Origin of the sequence: Couchioplanes caeruleus, assembly GCF_023499255.1 — a bacterium.
Taxonomy (GTDB): domain Bacteria; phylum Actinomycetota; class Actinomycetes; order Mycobacteriales; family Micromonosporaceae; genus Actinoplanes; species Actinoplanes caeruleus_A.
The window spans coordinates 5,556,380-5,572,958 of record NZ_CP092183.1 but is presented as its reverse complement, the minus strand read 5'-3'; the positions used below and the strand labels follow the sequence as shown (position 1 = coordinate 5,572,958).

Below are 16,579 nucleotides of genomic sequence, written 5' to 3'. Positions count from 1 at the left end.
CGTACCGCCACCGCACAAGGGTGCAGGCGCTAGCTTGGTGGCCGTGACGACCACCGACGTGCCGGCCGGCGCGGACACCGGCTTCCGCCGCCGCCTCCTCGACGGGATGGCGGCCTGCATCCGCCAGCGCGGCTACCCGGACACCACGGTGGCGGACATCGTGCGCGCGGCGCGCACGTCGCGGCGTACGTTCTACGCGCACTTCACCGACCGCCAGGAGTGCCTGGTCGCCCTGCTGTACGAGACCAACGAGCGCACGATCGCCCGCATCTCGGCGAGCGTCGACCCGGGCGCGGCGTGGGAGCTGCAGGTGCGCCAGGCCATCGAGGGCTGGATCGCCGCCGTGCAGGCCGACCCGCCCATCACGCTCAGCTGGATCCGCGACGTGCCGGCGCTCGGGCAGGGCCGCGCCCGGCAGTTCCAGCGGGAGACGATGGCCGCGTTCGTCGTGCTCATCCAGCGGCTGACCGACACGCCCCGGCTGCGGGCCGCGGGCGTGCGGCCGCCGTCGGAGCAGACCGCCGTCATCCTGCTCGGCGGCCTGCGCGAGCTGATCGCCGCCACGGTCGAGGACGGCCGCGACGTGCGGACCATCGTCGGCCCGGCCGTCGAGGCGACGCGCCTGCTGCTCGGGCCGCGCGCGGCGTCCTGACCGGCCCGGGGCGGTGCACGCCGATGATCCATGGTTTGCTCGGGGCATGGCGACCTACCCGAAGATCCTGCAGACCGTGCTGGACACCCCGGACGTGCGCGGGCTGGCGGAGTTCTACCGGCAGATGTTCGGGCTGACGTACCGGCCCGGCGACGAGGAGGACCGCGGCCAGGACTGGCTCGTGCTGCGCGGCGCCGACGGCGCCCGGCAACTCGCGTTCCAGCAGGTCGACGAGCTCGCCGCGACGACCTGGCCGGACCCGCGGGTGCCGCAGCAGCTGCACCTCGACACCACGGTGCCCGACGTCGGCGAGCTGGACGCGCAGCACGAACGGGCGCTGGCCCTCGGCGCCACGCTCCTGCTCGACCGCCGCGACGACCCCGACGAGCAGCTGTACGTGTACGCCGATCCGGCCGGCCACCCCTTCTGCATCTTCGTGGGCTCATGAGCGCGCCCGACCGCGGCGCCGTGCTGGCGCGGCTGAAGGCCGACCCGGAGCTCTCCGGGTTGCGCCGGTCGCTGGACTTCTACTACGGCGACACCCGCCGCGAGGCGAGCATGGACGCGTTCTACGGGCGCTTCGTGCGGCCGGGCGACCTCGTGTTCGACGTCGGCGCACACGTGGGCGACCACATCGCCTGCTTCCGCCGGCTCGGCGCGCGGGTGGTCGCCCTGGAGCCGCAGCCCGCCTGCATGCGGGTCCTGGAGGCGCTGTACGGCGACGAGCAGGAGGTGTCGCTGGTGCACGCCGCGTGCGGCGCCGAGCCCGGCACCCTGGAGCTGCACGTCAACAGCGACAACCCGACCGTCTCCACGGCCTCGCCGCACTTCATCGAGGCCGCCACGGGCGCCGACGGCTGGCAGGGCCAGCGCTGGGACGGCCGGATCGAGGTCGCCTCCACCACGATGGACCTGCTCATCGAGCGGTACGGCGTCCCGGCCTTCGCCAAGGTCGACGTCGAGGGCTTCGAGGACCGGGTGCTCGCCGGGCTGAGCCGGTCGATCCCGGTGCTGTCGTTCGAGTTCACCACGATCGAACGCGACCTCGCCGCCCGGTGCCTGCACCGGGCGGCGGAGCTGGGCTTCGACGGCTTCACCCTGTCGCTGGGCGACGAGCGGCGTTTCCTCGTCCCGGACTGGGTCCCCGCCGGCGAGCTCGCCGAACGCCTGCGTGCTCTGCCGCACGAGGCGAACTCCGGCGACGTGTACTGCCGCGCGCGGGAGGAACGCTGATGCTGCCCCGCCCGCCCGGCGACCTGCCGCGCCGCCGGGTGGGCGTCAGGCGGGACCGCGGTCGAGCATCGTGAACGCGGTCGGCTCGGTGCCGCCGCCCGGCCGCTCGAGCACGATCGCGCCGCGGTCCTCGCTCCACCGCGCCACGCCCGAGCCGGCGTGCGAGAGCAGGATCGTGTCCTCGCGCACCGGGTCGACGATGAACAGGGCGGCGTCGCCGGTGCACGGCCCGAGGGTCACCGCCGTGCCGGCGTTCAGGCAGCGCCCGGAGACCGTCCGGATCCGGTACGCGCCCGCCGCGGGGGACAGGACGAACTCCGTGGGCTCCGCCGACCCGGCCGGGACCACGCGCCCGCCGGCCGCCACGCCGAGGTCGAGGTCCGTGCCCACCGGCCGCAGCGCGACCCGGCGGTGCCCGGTCAGCGCCGGGGGAGTGGCATCGCCGGGGTCGGCGAGGGTCGAAGCGGCAGCGGCCGATGGCCGGGCGGCCGGGGCCACGGTGGCCGCCCGGTCCGCTGCCTGGTCCGGCGCGGCCCCGGACGGCCGGCCGGTGGCCCGCAGGGTCACCACGACGGCGGTCGTGACGGCGAGCACGACGGCGGCCGCCGCGGCCACCTCGAACCGTCGCAGGGCGCCCACCCAGCGCGGTCCCGGGCGGCGGCCGGCCGGTGGTGGCGTCATCGGGATGGGCCGCTGGGCGGGCGCCGCCGCGACGGGCCGCCGGCTCGCCGCCGCCTCGACCACCTCGCGCAGGAACGGCGTGCCGCGCATCGACGCCGGGGGAGCGCTGCCGGCCGGTGCGGGTCTGCCGGACGGCGTCTGCGGCTGGGGCGCGGTGGCCAGCAGCTCGTCGAGCAGCTCGCGGGTGCCCGGCCGGTCCGCCGGGTTCTTGGCCAGGGCCCGCTCCACCAGGCCGCGCATCGGCTCGTCCAGCCCGGACAGCTCCGGCGGGTGGGTCATGATGCGCACGGCGGTGGCCGCGGGCGACTCGGCGCCGAAGGGCCTCCGGCCGGTGCCCGCGTACGCCACCACGGCGCCCCACGCGAACACGTCGGCGGGCGTGCCGACCTGCGACACCGACTCGTGCTCGAAGCGCTCCGGGGCCATGTAGGACACCGTGCCGACCATCTGATTCGTGCGCGTGTGCATGCTGGTCGGCTCGAGCGCGCGGGCGATGCCGAAGTCGATGACCTTGATGCCGCCGAGGCCGAACAGCACGTTGCCCGGCTTCAGGTCGCGGTGCACCACCCCGGCACCGTGGATGGCGGTGAGCGCGGTCGCGATGCCGACGGCCACGCTGTGCAGGGTCGTCCGGTTGAGCGGTCCCTGCCGCTGCACCACCTCGTAGAGGCTGGGCCCGTCGATGTACTCGACCACCAGGTACGGCGGGTCGTGGTACGGGTCCGCGTCCAGCACTTCGGCCGTGCAGAACGGCGGCACCTGCCGGGCCCGGTTGACCTCGCTGCGGAACCGCCGCCGGAACTGGTCGTCGAGCGCCAGGTCCGGCCGGACGACCTTGACGGCGACCTCCCGGCCGCCCGGGTCGGCGGCCAGGTAGACGGTGCCCATGCCGCCCTCGCCGAGCCGGCCGAGGATCCGGTACGGGCCGACCTCGGCGAGGTCCCCCGTGAGCCGCATCGGCCCCCTCTTCCCAGCATGGTCGAACCGTCGATGAACGTGACGGACCCTACCCCAGGAAAGCCGGCAAACGACTGCCCCAAAGGCGTCACTCAGGTGCTCGTAACCATTCGGAAATCGCTACTCGTGAGTACGGCAGAACGGATCGGACAATTCGCGGCTATACCGGTTCAGTGGATCGGCGCGGCCCTTTCCCGCCGCGCCGATCCGGCCGCTCAGCTGGACACCCGGGCCAGGTGCGCCTTCAGCCCCTGCCCGTACGCGGTGGCCGTACCGTCGTAGTCGCTGATCAGCGACGGCCCGGTGCTGCAGTCCCAGGTGTTCCAGGTCCAGCCGAGGTACCCGACGCCATGGGCGTCGGCCCAGTCCATCAGCGTGTCGACGAAGCCGTGGGCGCAGTCGTTCTCGCCGATCTCGGTGAGCGTCAGCGGCACCCGCGCCGCGACCGGTGCGAGCTGGCTGTCCCAGCAGGACGTGTTCGCGCAGCTGTTGAAGTTGTAGATGTGCGCGAACGCCGCCAGGTTGTGCAGCGGGTCGGCCGGCGCGTACGTCAGCCACTGGCTCAGGTCGTTGGAGTACGCCAGGCCGCCGATCATGATGACATTGGTGGCGCCGGTCGCCCGTACGGTGTCGACCAGGCCCTGGAAGCCGGCCACCTGGTAACCGATGCCGGGGCAGGTGCCGCCGTCGCGCCAGCACTTCCAGCCGCTCGTGGCGTCGCCGGTGGCCCGCTCCGGGTACGGCTCGTTGAACAGGTCGAGGATCACCGCGTCGTTGCCCTTGAACGCGGTCGCGACGCCGGTCCAGAAGGCCGGGGCGTACTGGGCGTCGGGCATCGGCTTCTGGCAGGTGGCCTTGACGTCGCTGCAGCCGGAGGAGGTGCCGGTGTAGAGGCCGTAGTTCCAGTGCATCTCCACGATCGGCGTGATGCCGTTGCGCACCAGCAGGTTCACGTACGCCTTGACCTCGTTCTGGTACGCGGCGCCGCCGTAGGCCGCCGGCACGTCGGGCGTGCCCAGCCAGCACTCCTCGTTGAGGGGTACGCGTACCGCACGGACCTTCCAGGCGCGCATCGCGTCGATGGAGCTCTGGTCCATCGGGCCGTTCCAGAAGCCGTTGCCCTGGATGCAGGCGAACTCGCCGCCGGAGCGGTTGACGCCGTACAGCTTGACCACGGTGCCGTCCGGGGTGACCAGCTTGTTGCCGGAGACCTTGAGGGCGGGCGCCGGACCGGCCACCGGTGGCGGTGTCGACGGCGGGGGAGTCGTCGGCGGCGTGGTCGTGCCGCCGGTGCAGGTCACCCCGTTGACCGTGAACGAGGCCGGGGCGGGGTTGCTGCCGGACCACGAGCCGATGAAGCCGATCGAGGTGGTGGCGTTCGTGCCGAGCGAGCCGTTCCAGGCCGCGTTGGTGATCGTCACCTGGGCGCCGGTCTGGGTGGCCGTGCCGCCCCAGGCCTGGGTGACCTTCTGCGTGCTCGTCGGGAAGGTGAAGCCGAGGCTCCACGCCGGCAGCGGATCGCCCAGGTTGGTGATGCCGATGTCGCCCTGGAAGCCGCCCTGCCAGGAGCCGGTGACGCGGTAGCTGACGGAACAGCCGGCGGTGGCCGCGTTCGCCGCCGGTGGGGTGAGTGCCCAGGTCGCGGCGGTCGCCAGCACGGCGGCTGCGGCCAGGCAGATCGTACGGGGTCTCATGGGTGGGCCAATCGACGAGGGTGGATGGGAGCGCTCCCAAGCGTCGGCCTCGTCGACATCGTTGTCAAGGGTGGCCGGGTGCTACCGGAGCAGGCGGACGAAGACCTCGGCCAGGGCGGTCGCCGAACCGGCCGGATCGCCGAGCGGCAGCACGATGTGGCTGACCGTGAGGCGGATGATCGACTCCGCGGCCAGGTGGACGACGGCGGGGTCGGCGTCGGGGAGATGCGCGGCTGCCCACTCCTCGATCACCGCGCCGGCGGCCTCGAGCACGATCCCGGAGCGGGTCGTCAGGAAGGGGAACAGCTCGTCGGCGCCGCCGCGGGCGCTGGTCAGGATGGCGCGGACCAGGGGATTGGTCTCGGCCTCCCGCAGCGTGTGCAGGATGGCGGCGTGCGCGGCCGCACGGACGTCGGCGCCGTGGGCGAACAGTTCCTCACGGACCGCGGCGACGAAATGCCGGATCTCCGCGGTCGCCAGCGCCTCCGCCAGCCCCGGCCGGCCCTCGAACTCGTTGTAGACCGTCTGCCGGCTCACGCCCGCGGCACTCGCCACGTCGGCCATCCGGACGTGCTCCCAGCCCTGCGCGACGGTCAGGGCGCGCGCGGCGGCGACGAGGGACTCGCGGAGCCGGGCGCGGGTCGCCTCCCGGTACGAGGAAGCTGAGGTCATGGCCCGCCCAGCGTAGACGGCCCGGCGCCGCGGGCCGGCGCGCACCAGCGGGGGGCGGCTGATGCGCGCCGGGCGGCCTCCATGTGGCGGCATGGACGGCTATGCGGGGCCTCTCGGCGGCCGGCGGGGGGCCACGTTGGCCAGGGAGGCGTCTCCGCCGTAGTGCGCCAGGACGCGATGGTCCATCACGCGGCGCCACAGCGGCGGCACGAGCGCGAGGAGCAGCATCGTCGCGTACCCGGCCGGCAGTTGCGGGGAGACGTCGAAGCTGCGCAGCGTCTGATAGCGGCGCAGCGGGTTCGCGTGGTGGTCGCTGTGCCGCTGGAGCTGGAAGAGGAAGACGTTGGTGGTCAGCCGGTCACTGTTCCAGCTGTGCCGCGCGTCCACCTTCTCGTAGCGCCCGGCGGCGTTGTGTTGCCGGAGCAGCCCGTAATGCTCGAGATAGTTGACCGCCTCCAGGACGGAGAAGCCGACAACGGCCTGAAAGATCAGGAAGGGCGCCACCCCGGGTCCGAACGCGACCACGAGTACGGCGAACAGCGCCACGGTCATCGCCCACGCGTGCAGGATGTCGTTCCGGAGGCTCCACGGGGTGCGCCCGCGCAGTTGGTGCCGCGAGGTCTCGAGCCGCCACGCCGAGCGCAGGCTGCCCAGCACCGTCCGGGGCCAGAAGCGGTAGTACGACTCGCCGAGCCGGGAACTGGCCGGATCCTCCGGGGTGGCGACCCGGACGTGGTGCCCGCGGTTGTGCTCGACGAAGAAGTGCCCGTACCCGGTCGGCGCGAGCGCGATCTTCGACAGCCACCGTTCGGCGCTCTCCCGCTTGTGTCCCAGCTCGTGCGCGGTGTTGATGGCGATGCCGTTGACCAGGCCGGCGGTCAGCACCAGCCCGACGGCACCGGCGACGCCCGGTCCGCGCACCCACTCCGCGCAGCACACCACCAGCGCCGCGAACTGCGCGGGCAGGAAGAGGTACGTGATCCACCGGTAGTACGGCGAGGCCTGCAGCGCGGGGACGGCCTCCTCGGGCGGGTTGGCGCGGTCGTCACCGACGAGCAGGTCGATGACGGGGATGACGCCCAGGATCACGACCGGGGTCAGCCACCACGCCGAGCCCGAGCCGGTCGCGGCGGCCAGGGCCCAGGCGGCGAACGGCAGCACGGGCACCACGAGGGCCAGCGGCCACAGCGGCCGCTTGGTGTCCCGCCACACGGATTCGGCAATGTCCATGCCGCCATGGTTTACACCACGGCTTCATATGTCAAGCAACAGGCGACTGAGCAGCTACATCACTTCTTCGGGGCGATCACCATGACGCCCAGGCACATCTCGTCGCTCGTGCCCTCGCCCCAGACGACGTACCGCGGGGGGAGGGTCTTCAACTGGGGGAGTTGCTCGCGGAGGGTCGCGTCGTGGGTGCAGGTGACGCGTACGGTGTCGCCGCGTTCCACGGTGACCGGTTCGGGCAGCGGCACCAGCGCCTGGTTGTCGAAGTCGTACGCCGGCACGTCGACGACCGTGCGCGCCCTGGGCGTACCCGGATTGATCTCGACCTTGATGGACCGCCCCAGCAGATGCATGTGCCCCGCGGCCATGTAGATCGTCCCGGACTCCCGGGCCGGCTGGTCGCAGTGCTGGGTGTTGCCCGGCACCGGCGCCTTGCCGGGATTGCACATCGCCTGCAGGCCGGCCACCATCTCCGCGGAGCCGGCGCCGAACCGCTTGCCGACATCCGCCACGGCCGCCGCCCGGTCGCACAGCGGCCCGCTCGCGCCCGGCTCGCAGGGCAACTCGATCGGCGCGAACGCCAGCGTCGTCTGCAGCGCGGTCAGCGGCGTCCGGCCGTCGGCGAGGCGCAACCGGATGCCCGACCGGTCGGTGTCCCCGCCCTTGGCGCCCAGCAGGTTGTAGTGCACCTGCATCACCAGCTTGCTGCCCGGCGGCATCTCGAAGCCGAACCCGGAGGGCATCAGCGTCTCACCGGCCCCGGGCACCCAGTGCGCCACCCACGCGGTCTCGCCCTGCACGCCGGTGTCGCCGAAGCAGGTCCAGCCCTCGCCGGGCGACCCGGCGTCGGCCCGGGCGGCCGAACGGGCCTGCTCCGGGCTCAACCGGTAGAAGATCGCGTGGTGCACGATGGCGGCGTTCTGCGGCAGGAACCGGCTGCCGGTGAGGAAGGCCGGCTCGGTCAGCTTCGGATCGACGAGGAAGCACCGGTACTCGTCGGTGCCGCCGTGCGGCGCGGCCGGCTCGTACGCCTCCGGCAACGCCAGGTCGACGAACCGTTCCCCGGCACGAAGCGGGGCGGCGGCCGGCGCGGCGTCGTGTCCGGCGTGGGAGCTCGCGGCAGCGGCCGGTGCGGCCGGGGGCGGCGACTCGGTCTTCGACCCGCACGCGGCCAGCAGCAGCACGGCGGTCAGGGCGGCGGCGGTACGGGCTGATCGCATGGCGGCTCTCCCGTGGGTCCGGCGGTGAGACCCGTCCATCCTCGCAGCGGCGGTCCGGGAAGAATATCCGGGAAGACCCGGATAGGCCGCTTTCGATCATTCCTGGACCCGGCGCGTGGCTGACACATTCACCGTCGTGCTCCGGGGGTACGACCGCGCCCAGGTGGACGCGGCCATCGGGCGGGCGGACGCGGCCCTCTCCTCGGGCAGCGAGACGATGCGCGCCTCGGCGCGGGCGGACCTGGCCGGGCAGGCGTTCGACCGGGTGCTGCGCGGGTACGACACCCGGGAGGTCGACCGGGCCCTGACGGAGCTCCTCGGCGGGCTCGGACCGTGACGTGTCCCACGGTGGCACGAACGGGGGATTCATCCCCGCGTCCGGCACCCTAGCGTCGGCGCGGAGATCGACTCCGCCGACTCGCTCCGGGAGACCCGACATGTCACGCACCGTCCCGACCGGCCGTCCTGCCCTGCGGGTGGCTGCCACGTGCGCGGCGGCCGGGGTGGTGCTGGCTGTGGCCGGGTGCGCGTACGGCGGGTCCGGGGGTGGGGGAAAGCGGTTCGCCTCGCCGGTCTCGTTCATCCCGCCGTCCTCGGCGGCCGCGGCTCCCGCGACCGTGCCGGCTTCCGGGGCGGTGGCCGCGTCGGGTGGGGTGTCCGGTTCACCTGCGGTGGTGGGTTCCACAGGTGCTCCGGTGCCGGCCGCCACGCCGGTGCCTTCCGGTGCTCCGCAATCCGATCGGCCGCATTCCGAAAGGCCGCGGTCCGGGAAGCCGCATTCGGGCAAGCCGCATCCCGGCGGGTCGCGGGCCGGGAAGCCGCATTCGGGCAAGCCGCATCCCGGCGGGTCGCGGGCCGGGAAGCCGCATTCGGGCAAGCCGCACCCCGGTAGGCCCGGCGGGCCACGGGACGGCGAGCCGCATACCGGCGGGAAGCGTCCTGGCAGGCCTTAGGACTACCTAGCACCTAGGTTCCTAGGATGCTGTAGGCGAGGTGTGGGCTCCCACACCGGAGCAATTCCGCTGACGCGCGGTTGGTCAGGCCGGTGACGCTGCGGGGGAGCGGACCGGGGCGGCCGGGAGCCACACCGTCATCGTCGTGCCCAGGCCGGGCCGGCTCGCCGCCGTGATGGTGCCGCCGTGTGCCTCCGCCAGTTTCCGGGCGATCGGCAGCCCGAGCCCGCTGCCGCCCGTGGCCCGGGTGCGGGAGCCGTCGGCCCGCCAGAACCGGTCGAAGATCCTCGGCAGGTCCTCCGCCGCGATGCCGACGCCGGTGTCCGTGACCGCGACGGTGAGGCCCTGCGGGCCGGCCGACGCGGTCACCGTCACGCTGCCGCCGGGTGGGGTGTAGCGGATGGCGTTGGAGACGAGGTTGCCGACCATCTGCCGCAGGCGTACGGGATCCGCCTGCACCTCCGGGTCTCCCTCGACCTGCACCGACAGTGTGACCTCGGCCCGGGCCGCGGCGCTGCGGTGCGCATCGCCCACCTGCGTGACGAGGTCGCCTGCGTAGACGGCCTCCGGGTGGACGCGCAGATTGCCCGCGTCGGCCGCGGCCAGGTCGCTCAGGTCGTCGATGATGTGCTGCAACAGCAGCGCCTCCTCGTGCAGCAGGTCGAGCAGCGACGGGCCGGGCGCGGTGAGGCCGTCCTGGGCGGCCTCGAGCCAGCTGCGGATGTTCGTCAGCGGGGTACGCAGCTCGTGGGCCACGTCGCTGACCATCGCGCGGCGCTGGGCCTCGGCGTGTTCGCGGCGTTCCGCGAGGTCGTTGAGGGCGCGGGCGAGGTAGCCGATCTCGTCGTCGCCGGCCACCGGCATGGGGGCGCGGTCGTCGACCGGTTGCGCCGCGGCGTCGGTGAGGGCGCGCAGCGGGCGGACGAGGCGGCGCCCCATGAGGACCGTGACGAGGACCGCGGCGAGCAGCACCGTGCCGGTGACCCAGGCGATGCGGATGGCGTTGGCGCGCGACAGGGTGAACACCGGGGTGTCGGCGCCGTCGCCGGGGTCGGTGACAAACAGCAGGGCCGGCGGGGCCACGTACGGCCGCAGCTGCCGTACCCGGGCCTGTTGCAGGCACGAGCGGATCTGCGCGGTGTCCGCGGCGGGGTTGCGCTCGCCGACGCGCAGCGGGAAGACGCGGAACTGGCGGGAGATGTAGACGTCCTTCGCGTTCACGTCGAGGCATCGGGCGGTCAGCTTGGCGAGCTCGTTCAGCGCCCGGTCCTCGGTCTTCGTGGTGATGTCGCCGACCTGGTCGCCGCAGTAGGCGGTGATGTTCTTCGGGTCGAGCGAGACCGCCTCCACCGTCGGGCGGCCGCCGGGCGAGTCGACGATCTTGCCGTCCACCTGGCCGTCGGCCATGCACTTGAGCTGCGCGTCGAGCAGCCGGCGCACCAGGGCGCGCTCGTCGCCGGGCAGCCGGTACGGGCCCACCGCCCGCGGGTCGATGCGGTCGGTGCCGCCGGTGAGGCCGAGGTCGAGGCGCAGCGGGTCGACGGTGGCGGAGGGGCGGGCCGTGCGCAGCGAGGGTCCGGGGCGGGAGTCGGCGATGACGTCGCGGTCCTCGGTGGTGAGCGTGATGCGCCGGCCCAGCTTCGCGGCGCGGGGCACGATCACCGTGCCGACGTCGGACCAGTCGCGGTGGGTGGCGGCGTACCCGACGAGCATGTCGTACACGCTCTTGTCGTCGGCGAGGGACTGGCCCTGTTCCTGGCGGATGGCGCGGGTGGTGGACTGGGTGGCGAGCCAGGCGGTCGCCACGATCGCGGCGACCGCGATGAGCAGGGAGGTGGCCAGCAGGCGGCCCACCAGGCTGCGGTGCAGGGGTACGCGGCCACGGGTCACTCCGCGCCGCCGGTGAGTTTGTAGCCGACGCCGTACACGGTGACGAGGAGCTGGGGCCGGCGCGGATCCGCCTCGATCTTGCGGCGCAGGTTCATCACGTGCACGTCGATGGTGCGTTCGGTGGAGTTGCGGTCGAGGCCGCGGGTCCGGGTGAGCAGCTGGGCGCGGGTGAAGACGCGGCCGGGCTGGCGGGCCATGGCCTCGAGGATGGCGAACTCGCCCGGGGTGCACTCGATCGGTTCGCCGCCGGCGAGGACGCGGTGCCGGGCCGGGTCGACGGTGATCGGGCCGACCGTGACGAGCGGCCCGGCGGCGGGTGCCGTGCTGCGGACCCGGCGCAGCAGCGTACGGATGCGGGCCATCAGCTCCCGAGGGCTGTACGGCTTCGTCAGGTAGTCGTCGGCGCCGAGGTCGAGGCCGAGCAGCAGGTCGTCCTCGGTGGCGCGGGCGGTGAGCATGAGCACCAGCACGTCGGATTCGCGGCGCAGCGTACGGCACACGTTGAGCCCGTCGAGGCCGGGCATCATGACGTCCAGCACGAGCAGGTCGGGGGGTTCCCGCCGGGCCTGGGCGAGGGCGGACAGCCCGTCGTGCACGACGGTGGCGGCGTGACCCTCGGCCTCCAGGTACCGCCGCAGCACCTCGGCCTGCCGTCTGTCGTCCTCGGCCACGAGCACATGGGCACACACGACGGCGACTATAGGTGCGCCCGGCGACGACGCCCATGGTTCGCGGGCGAACCTGACAACTTCCTCACGATCGCTGCCCACGATGGTGCGCATGTCTTCTGAGGCGCCGACCGAGCGGATCTCGTTGCCCCCGGGAGCGTTCGACGACCCTCCGCCGCGCCGCCGGCGCCGCCGGTGGGTCGCGGCCGCCGCCGGTCTGCTGCTGCTCGCCGCCGGCGTCGTGGTCGCGCTGCGCTGGCCGGACCGCGCGGCGGGGGAGCAGGCGCCGCAGGCCGGTCCCGCGGTGGAGACCGCCGAGCTGGAACGGCAGGACCTGTCGACCACGGATTCGCTGACCGGCACGCTCGGGTACGGCGCCGCGCGCCCGGTGACCGGTGGTGGCCGGGGCGTCGTCACGTGGCTGCCGAAGCCGGGCGTGAAGGTGACCCGCGGCCACCAGCTGTACCGCGTCGACGACCGGCCGGTCCAGCTGTTCTACGGCAGCCTGCCGCTGTACCGCCCGTTGAGCGCGCGCAACACGGTGGGGCGCGACGTCCGGATCGTGGCGAACAACCTGCGGGCGCTGGGGTACTCGATGGGTCACCAGCCGTCCCCCGGGGATTGGGTCGCCGTGCCGCAACCGCCCGGGAAGGGGAAGCCGGGTGCCGAGCCGGCTCACCGCCCGTCGGTGAGGGTGCGCAGCGGCGAGAGCGTGCTGACCGCGTCGCTGATCGCGGCGATCAAGCGCTGGCAGCGCGACGCCCGCATGCCGGAGACCGGCACGATCGCCCCCGGCGACGTGGTCGTGCAGCGCGGTCCGGTCCGGGTGGACTCCGTCGCCGTGCAGCCCGGCGCGGCCGCTGACGGCCCGTTGCTGTCGGTCACGCCGACCGGCAAGGTGATCAGCGTGCTGGCGGACGCGGCCGAGGCCGGCGCCGTCGACCGCGGTGACAAGGTCACGGTGTCGCTGCCCGGGGAGCAGACGGCGAAGGGCACGGTCAGCGCCGTCGGCACCGAGCTGAAGGCCCAGGAGGGCGACGGCGGCGACGGCCCGCCGCGGCTGAGCATCACCGTCACGCTGGACGATCCGAAGAAGGCGAAGCGCATCGACTCCGCGGACGTCGAGGTCGCGTTCGCCGGGGAGACGCACGAGGACGTGCTGGTCGCGCCGGTGGGTGCGCTGGTCGCGCTCAGCGAGGGCGGGTACGCCGTGCAGGTGGCGGGCGGCGGTCTGGTGGCCGTGGAGACGGGCATGTTCGCCCGGGGCCTGGTGGAGATCGAGGGCGCCGGACTGGGGCCGGGCACCCAGGTGGTGACCACCTCGTGAGCGGTGTGACGCCGGTGCTGTCGGTACGCGACGCCACCATGACCTATCCGGGCGGGGTGACCGCGCTGGCCGGGGTGTCGCTGGACATCGCGCCGGGCGAGCTGCTGGCCATCGTGGGGCCGTCCGGGTCCGGCAAGTCGACGCTGCTGCACCTCATGGGCACGCTCGACCGGCCGACCTCCGGGACGGTCCGGGTGGCCGGGCACGACATCGCCCGCCTCGGCGACCGCCGCCTGTCGGCGTTGCGCGGCCGGCTGCTCGGTTTCGTGTTCCAGCAGTTCCACCTCACCGACGGCCTGAGCGCCGCCGAGAACGTGGCGACCGGCCTGCTGTACGCGGGAGTCCCCCGCAGGCACCGGCGCCGCCTGGCGCACGAGGCGCTGGCCCGGGTCGGGCTCGCGCACCGTGCCGGGCACCTGCCGCGACAGCTGTCCGGCGGGGAACGGCAGCGGGTCGCGATCGCGCGGGCGCTGGTGAACGGCCCGGCGCTGGTGCTGGCCGACGAGCCGACCGGCGCGCTGGACACCGCCACCGGCCACGCCGTGCTGGACCTGCTGCACCGGCTGCACGCGGAGGGCACCACGATCGCCCTGATCACCCACGACCGGGACATCGCCGCGTCGCTGCCACGGCGCATCGAGATCCGCGACGGGCGGCTGGTGTCGGACACCGCGCGGGCCGCCGGGATGGTGCCGCGGTGACGGGCACCGGTATCCGCCCGGTCCGGCTGGCGCCGCTGGACCTGCTCGGGCTGGGTCTGCTGGGGATCCGTACCCGGCGGCTGCGGGCGGCGCTGTCGGCGCTGGGCATCTCGATCGGCATCGCCACGATGATCGTGGTGACCGGCATCCCGGCGTCCAGCCAGGCCGCGCTCATGCAGCAGCTGTCGGCGCTCGGCACGAACCTGCTGCAGGCGATGCCCACCCCGGACCAGGATCCGCCGGCGCTGCTGCCCGAGCAGGCGGTGCCGATGGTCCGCCGGATCGGTCCGGTCACGGCGGCCAGCGCGGTGGCGAACACCCATACATTGGTACGCCGCAACGACCGTACGGATCCGAAGGACGGTTCCGGCCTCACGGTGCTGGCGAGCCGCCTCGACCTGCTCGACGTGCTCGGCGCCCGCGTACGCGACGGCCGATGGCTGAACCCGGCCACCGAGAACTTCCCGGCGGTGGTGCTGGGCTCGGTGGCCGCCGACCGGCTCGGCTTCGCGCAGCTGCCCACCGGCGAGGCTCCGCAGGTGATGATCGGCGACAAGTGGTTCACCGTGGTCGGCATCCTCGCCACCACGCCGCTGTCGCCGGACGTCGACCGGTCGGTGCTGGTCGGCTGGGAGTCGGCGCGTACCCAGCTGCGCTTCGACGGGCACCCCACCGTGCTGTACATCCGGGCCGAGGAGGCGCAGCTCGAGGCGGTCCGGTCGGTGCTGCCGGCGACCGTGTACCCGGAGCGGCCGGGCCAGGTCGTCGTGAGCCGCCCGTCGGACGCGCTCGCCGCGAAGCGGGCCACCGAGAGCGCGTTCTCCAGCCTGTTCCTGGCGCTGGCGGCGGTCGCGCTGCTGGTCGGCGGCATCGGCGTGGCGAACACGATGGTGATCTCGGTGCTGGAGCGGCGTTCGGAGATCGGGTTGCGGCGTGCGCTGGGCGCCAGCCGGGGCCAGATACGCGGCCAGTTCCTCACCGAGTCGGTCGCGCTGGCGGGGCTGGGCGGGCTGGCCGGGACCGCGCTGGGGCTGCTCGGCACGGCGGCGTACGCGGCGTGGCACGGGTGGCCGGTCGTGGTGCCGGTGAACGCGGCATTCGCCGGTGTCGGCGGTGCGGTCGTCGTGGGCGTCCTCGCAGGGATGTACCCGTCGATCCGGGCGTCCCGGCTGACCCCGACCGAGGCGCTGGCCACGGTGTGACCGCGGCGGCCCGGCGGGCCGCCGCGGTGCCGCGGTCACTTGCGCCGGGCGGCGACCTGCCGTTCGCATTCCGGCGCCAGATCCAGTCCCTTGCTGATGGACTCGCGGTCGTTCTGGTCGCCGCCGAGGGCGATGTCGATGCCGTTGTCGCCGACCTCGACGTACCGGATGCCCCGGCCCTTGAGGCACTTCACCACGTCCCGGGCGAAGTCCTTGGCCTCCGGGTTCGCCGGGTCCTTCTCCCACGGTGGCAGCGGGAAGTACAGCGGGTTGCAGATCTTGTCCGCGGCCTCGAGCTTGCTGATGAGGCGGGTCGTCGGCCGCTCGTTGCGCTTCCAGTCCTGCTTGGGTTTCGCCCCGTGCTCGCGCAGGCACTGGTTGTACGGCTTGAGCATCGCCTCGAACTCCTCGGGCGTGGTGTCGAGCCGTTCCCGGGGCCGGGCCGCGGCGGACGCCGGCGCGGACGGGGTGGCCCCGGTGCCGGCCAGCGTCGCGACCTGCGGTGCGTCCTTCTCGGGCGCCGCGCTCGAGCACGCCGAGCCGGCGATCATGACGGCGGCCATCATGACGACGGCGTGCCGGGTGCGGTGTCTGGATGCCATGGTTCGTCCTCCTGACGCGAATTCCTCCGTCAGGCAGCATCGCGAGGACATGTGTGGAAGCTGTCAGGTCGAACGCGCCCGACGGGCCGGCGGTGCCCGTGGTGCCGGCGCCGAACGGGACGGTGATCGTCGACAATGCTGAGACCAATATTGACTACGATCTTTGTCGCCCGTAGACAGGTCGCATGGCGAACCACTACGTCGTCCGGGACATCGACCGGGCCGATCCCGGAACCATCGCCGAGCTGCGCGGGGCGGGCGTCGCCACGGCCCACGAGGCGGCCGGGCGCACCGGGCTGCTGGGCCCGCGGATCGAGGCGCGCCAGGCCGGCGCCGCGATCGCCGGGTCGGCCGTCACCGTCTCCTGCCATCCGGGCGACAACCTGATGGTCCACGCAGCCGTCGAGGTGTGCCGCCCCGGCGACGTGCTCGTCGTGACCACGACCTCGCCGTCCACCGACGGCATGGTCGGGGACCTGCTCGCGACCTCGCTGGCCGCCCGCGGCGTGGTCGGCATCGTCATCGACGCCGGCGTACGGGACCTCGCCACGCTGCGCGCGATGGGCTTCCCGGTGTGGTCGCGGGCGGTGCACGCGCAGGGCACGGTCAAGGCCAGCCCCGGCTCGGTGAACGTGCCGGTCGTCGCCGCCGGCCAGATCGTGCGCCCCGGCGACATCGTCGTGGCCGACGACGACGGGGTGCTCGCCGTGCCCGCGGTGAGCGGCCGGGCGGTGGCGGATGCGGCGGCCCGGCGCCTGGCGAACGAGGCGGCCAGGCGCGAGACGCTCGCCGCCGGCACGCTCGGCGTCGACCTCTACCGCCTGCGCCCGCTGCTGGCCGACCTCGGCGTGCGGTACGTCGACCGGCTCCCCGCCGACGGCGCCTCATGAGCGGCGGCGA

Annotated in this window: 16 protein-coding genes; 8 read left to right on the top strand and 8 right to left on the bottom strand. The window is 73.7% G+C overall.

Annotated features, from left to right (window positions below; genetic code table 11):
• The first annotated feature begins 43 nt into the window (after window positions 1–43).
• The 3 genes from COUCH_RS25870 to COUCH_RS25860 are packed head-to-tail and all read left to right on the top strand — an operon-like array spanning window position 44 to window position 1,885.
• The gene (locus COUCH_RS25870) at window positions 44–652 is read left to right on the top strand and encodes a TetR/AcrR family transcriptional regulator (RefSeq protein ID WP_249607800.1); all 609 of its coding nucleotides are present in this window, start codon (window positions 44–46) and stop codon (window positions 650–652) included.
• A 46-nt stretch (window positions 653–698) separates the two neighbouring features.
• Window positions 699–1,100 carry a VOC family protein gene (locus COUCH_RS25865; RefSeq protein WP_249607799.1) on the top strand — a complete coding sequence of 134 codons (402 nt, stop codon included), beginning with the start codon at window positions 699–701 and terminating at the stop codon, window positions 1,098–1,100.
• On the top strand, window positions 1,097–1,885 hold the full coding sequence (locus COUCH_RS25860) for an FkbM family methyltransferase (protein WP_249607798.1): 789 nt from the start codon (window positions 1,097–1,099) through the stop codon (window positions 1,883–1,885). Before COUCH_RS25865 ends, COUCH_RS25860 begins: the two co-directional genes overlap by 4 nt.
• A gap of 45 nt (window positions 1,886–1,930) precedes the next feature.
• Here the strand turns inward: COUCH_RS25860 and COUCH_RS25855 are convergent, their stop codons facing one another.
• From COUCH_RS25855 to COUCH_RS25835, 5 genes are all read right to left on the bottom strand, one after another.
• Complete coding sequence (locus COUCH_RS25855; protein ID WP_249607797.1) at window positions 1,931–3,523, bottom strand: serine/threonine protein kinase; 1,593 nt, start codon at window positions 3,521–3,523, stop codon at window positions 1,931–1,933.
• Window positions 3,524–3,738: 215 nt separating this feature from the next.
• Window positions 3,739–5,217: a cellulase family glycosylhydrolase gene (locus tag COUCH_RS25850; protein ID WP_249607796.1), complete on the bottom strand. Its 1,479-nt coding sequence runs from the start codon at window positions 5,215–5,217 to the stop codon at window positions 3,739–3,741.
• Window positions 5,218–5,298: 81 nt separating this feature from the next.
• Window positions 5,299–5,889, bottom strand: coding sequence for a TetR/AcrR family transcriptional regulator (locus COUCH_RS25845; RefSeq protein ID WP_249607795.1), 591 nt, complete (start codon window positions 5,887–5,889; stop codon window positions 5,299–5,301).
• A 99-nt stretch (window positions 5,890–5,988) separates the two neighbouring features.
• Window positions 5,989–7,119, bottom strand: a complete 1,131-nt coding sequence (locus COUCH_RS25840) for an alkane 1-monooxygenase (RefSeq protein ID WP_249607794.1) — start codon at window positions 7,117–7,119, stop codon at window positions 5,989–5,991.
• 59 nt (window positions 7,120–7,178) lie between these two features.
• Complete coding sequence (locus COUCH_RS25835; protein WP_249607793.1) at window positions 7,179–8,336, bottom strand: monooxygenase; 1,158 nt, start codon at window positions 8,334–8,336, stop codon at window positions 7,179–7,181.
• Window positions 8,337–8,451: 115 nt separating this feature from the next.
• On the opposite strand from COUCH_RS25835, the gene COUCH_RS25830 reads away from it, so the two are divergent.
• Window positions 8,452–8,673, top strand: coding sequence for a DivIVA domain-containing protein (locus COUCH_RS25830; RefSeq protein WP_249607792.1), 222 nt, complete (start codon window positions 8,452–8,454; stop codon window positions 8,671–8,673).
• Between the two features lie 700 nt (window positions 8,674–9,373).
• Here the strand turns inward: COUCH_RS25830 and COUCH_RS25825 are convergent.
• Both COUCH_RS25825 and COUCH_RS25820 read right to left on the bottom strand, forming a co-directional pair.
• The gene (locus COUCH_RS25825; RefSeq protein WP_249607791.1) at window positions 9,374–11,179 is read right to left on the bottom strand and encodes a sensor histidine kinase; all 1,806 of its coding nucleotides are present in this window, start codon (window positions 11,177–11,179) and stop codon (window positions 9,374–9,376) included.
• A complete protein-coding gene (locus COUCH_RS25820) occupies window positions 11,176–11,856 on the bottom strand; it encodes a response regulator (RefSeq protein ID WP_430640998.1) in 681 nt (226 codons plus the stop codon). Before COUCH_RS25820 ends, COUCH_RS25825 begins: the two co-directional genes overlap by 4 nt.
• 103 nt (window positions 11,857–11,959) lie before the next feature.
• Between COUCH_RS25820 and COUCH_RS25815 the strand changes: the two genes are divergently transcribed.
• The 3 genes from COUCH_RS25815 to COUCH_RS25805 are packed head-to-tail and all read left to right on the top strand — an operon-like array spanning window position 11,960 to window position 15,077.
• Window positions 11,960–13,174, top strand: a complete 1,215-nt coding sequence (locus COUCH_RS25815) for an HlyD family efflux transporter periplasmic adaptor subunit (protein ID WP_249607789.1) — start codon at window positions 11,960–11,962, stop codon at window positions 13,172–13,174.
• Window positions 13,175–13,212: 38 nt separating this feature from the next.
• Window positions 13,213–13,875 carry an ABC transporter ATP-binding protein gene (locus COUCH_RS25810; RefSeq protein WP_430640997.1) on the top strand — a complete coding sequence of 221 codons (663 nt, stop codon included), beginning with the start codon at window positions 13,213–13,215 and terminating at the stop codon, window positions 13,873–13,875.
• Window positions 13,872–15,077 carry an ABC transporter permease gene (locus tag COUCH_RS25805; protein WP_249607788.1) on the top strand — a complete coding sequence of 402 codons (1,206 nt, stop codon included), beginning with the start codon at window positions 13,872–13,874 and terminating at the stop codon, window positions 15,075–15,077. The genes COUCH_RS25810 and COUCH_RS25805 overlap by 4 nt, the downstream gene beginning before the upstream one ends.
• A gap of 35 nt (window positions 15,078–15,112) precedes the next feature.
• Here the strand turns inward: COUCH_RS25805 and COUCH_RS25800 are convergent, their stop codons facing one another.
• Window positions 15,113–15,679 carry a hypothetical protein gene (locus COUCH_RS25800; protein WP_249607787.1) on the bottom strand — a complete coding sequence of 189 codons (567 nt, stop codon included), beginning with the start codon at window positions 15,677–15,679 and terminating at the stop codon, window positions 15,113–15,115.
• Between the two features lie 185 nt (window positions 15,680–15,864).
• On the opposite strand from COUCH_RS25800, the gene COUCH_RS25795 reads away from it, so the two are divergent.
• A complete protein-coding gene (locus COUCH_RS25795) occupies window positions 15,865–16,569 on the top strand; it encodes a 4-carboxy-4-hydroxy-2-oxoadipate aldolase/oxaloacetate decarboxylase (RefSeq protein ID WP_249607786.1) in 705 nt (234 codons plus the stop codon).
• Window positions 16,570–16,579 lie beyond the last annotated feature (10 nt).